Annotated in this window: 3 protein-coding genes; 1 reads left to right on the top strand and 2 read right to left on the bottom strand. The window is 65.1% G+C overall.

Annotation, left to right across the window (positions count from 1 at the left end; translation table 11 throughout):
• Together VKP01_RS00635 and VKP01_RS00630 are read right to left on the bottom strand one after the other, a co-directional pair.
• On the bottom strand, positions 1-301 hold a 301-nt coding region (locus tag VKP01_RS00635), incomplete at its 3' end, for an aldehyde dehydrogenase family protein (protein WP_324409711.1).
• Positions 302-498: 197 nt separating this feature from the next.
• On the bottom strand, positions 499-1,119 hold the full coding sequence (locus tag VKP01_RS00630; protein ID WP_324409710.1) for a class I SAM-dependent DNA methyltransferase: 621 nt from the start codon (positions 1,117-1,119) through the stop codon (positions 499-501).
• 301 nt (positions 1,120-1,420) lie between these two features.
• Here VKP01_RS00630 and VKP01_RS00625 point away from each other — a divergent pair.
• The coding region (locus tag VKP01_RS00625; protein ID WP_324409709.1) for a Zn-dependent hydrolase at positions 1,421-2,351 on the top strand (931 nt) is incomplete at its 3' end.

The raw sequence follows: 2,351 nt of genomic DNA, 5'->3' as shown, positions 1-2,351 counted from the left end.
CGCCCTTGGCATCGGGGACCGTCTTGCCGTGCTCGCGGGCGAGCAATTCGGCGAGTTCGTCGTAGTTGCGATGCAGCAGATCGATGAACTTCATCATCACCCGCGCGCGACGCTGCGGGTTGGTGGCGGCCCAGGCCGGCTGGGCGGCCTTGGCATTCTCGACGGCGGCACGCAACTCGGCAGTCCCGGCCAGCGCCACGCGGGCACGCACCTCGCCGGTCATGGGCTCGTAGACGTCGGAGAAACGATCCGACTTGCCCGCGACATGTTCGCCCCCGATGAAATGGCCATAGGTCTTCATGCGTTATCCTCCCGGAAGTCTTTCAAGCCTTGGCCGTCTGTTTGCGGCATTTCGGCATGGGATAAAACCGTATTCCCCCGTCCAGCGTCGTGCAAGTTCGGCAATCCGCGCCGTGTCGGAATGCCATTCCCTCAACGAAACGCCCCGCCATCCTCGGATGACGGGGCGACGTTTGCGTCTCGTGCGGATGCGACCGATCAGGTGCGGCGTGCCACATAAACCTTCGCACCGAGCCCGATTGCGGGAAGGTGCGGGCCGTGCGCATCCTCGAGAATGGTGATCGCGCCGGCCTTCTCGGCAGCGCGCAGCCGGGCCTCGAAGGCCGGGTCCCCGAGCGTGTGATCATTCAGCGAGACCACGAACAGACCACCAGGTTCCAGTGCGGCAAGCGCCCCGTCAATCGCATCGACAGGGGCGGCTCCAGCGCCGATTGCGCCGACCGCGGCGATCGCGGCGTAGCCGCGCGCGCGCTCATCGAAGGGTGTGTCCGGATCGCAGACCCAAAGGTCGCGATAGGCGTTCTTCTCGCGGGCGATGTCGAGCATCCCCTGTGAAATGTCGATCCCGTCGATCCGTGTGAAACCGGCTTCGCGCAGGGCCACACCGGACATGCCGGTGCCACAGGCGAAATCGAGAAGCGGAGCGGATTTGTCGCTCAGATGACGCGCCAGCGCTTCGGCGCAGCGCGCAGGGGTGCGGTAATCGTTATCGACCAGATCGGCGTCATAGCTCTTCGCCCAATCGTCATAATAACGGCGCATTTCCTCACCGCCATCCACAGAATAGATATTGTCGAGATAGGCACTTTCGTGCGCCATATCGGCCTCCACGGTTGATTTCAGCATGGTGATTGACATAGCAATCGCTGGAGGAATTGGCAAATTTCTGAAAAAATCAATTCTAGGGCACGGCTGATTTCATTTTGCCTGATCTTGAAACTTTACGAAATCGCCAATCCTCCCGTTCCCATTTTCGATGAACCGTTTCTGCCGGGGCCGGGACCGGGCGGCCTTTGCCGGATGTGGCCTTGCGCCTGACAAGCCCATTCCGTCATGCTAACCCGACGATCATCGGGCCGCGCCGGCGGCTTTGGCTTCGGCAGGCAGCGAGGGGATGCCGATGAGCGGAAACGGATTCGAGGTCACGGCTTCGGGCAAGCGCGCCATGGTGATGCTCGACGCGCTCGGCGCGATCAGCGACGCGCCGGACAATCTGACCCGGCTCTATCTCTCACCGGCCCATCGCCGCGCCGCCCAACAGGTGCGCGCCTGGATGGAGGAGGCAGGCTGCGCAGCGCATATCGACGCGGCCGGCAATGTCGTGGGTCGCTACGGACCCGCCGACGGGCCCGTCCTGTATTGCGGGTCGCATATCGACACGGTGATCGATGCCGGACGTTTCGACGGGGCGCTCGGGGTCGTTGCCGCGATCCTCGCGGTCGAGGCGCTCGCAAGCCGGGGCGCCACGCTGCCTTTCGCGATCGAGATTCTTGCCTTCGGCGACGAAGAGAACGTGCGCTTTCCCACCAGCCTGTCGAGCACCCGGGCGATTGCCGGTGGCTATGATCCGCGCTGGCTCGACGTGTGCGACGGCGATGGCGTCACCCTGGCGGAAGCGCTGCGGGATTTCGGCGGTGATCCGGCGCTGATCGGGCAACTCGCCCGCGATCCGGTGCAGGCGCTGGGCTATCTCGAACTGCATATCGAGCAGGGTCCGGTGCTGGAGCGCGCCGATCTGCCGGTCGGAATCGTCACCGCCATCGCCGCCGCCTATCGGGCGGATTGCGTGCTGCGTGGCGAAGCCGGCCATGCGGGCACGGTGCCGATGGGACTGCGCCGGGATGCACTCGCGGGAGCGGCAGAGATGATCGCGGCGATCGAAGCCATCGGCGCGCGTCATGAGGGCGGCGTCGCGACGGTGGGGCGCGTGGCGGCGGTACCGGGCGCCGTCAATGTCATTCCGGGCGAGGTGCGCTTCTCCATCGATGCCCGCGCCCCGAGCGACGCGATGCTTGCGACCATGCTGGCCGAGATCGATGCGGCCTGCGGCG

Origin of the sequence: Saliniramus sp., assembly GCF_035311605.1 — a bacterium.
GTDB lineage: Bacteria > Pseudomonadota > Alphaproteobacteria > Rhizobiales > Beijerinckiaceae > Saliniramus.
Note: the sequence above shows the minus strand (reverse complement) of the source record. Positions and strands in the feature narration are given on the sequence as shown.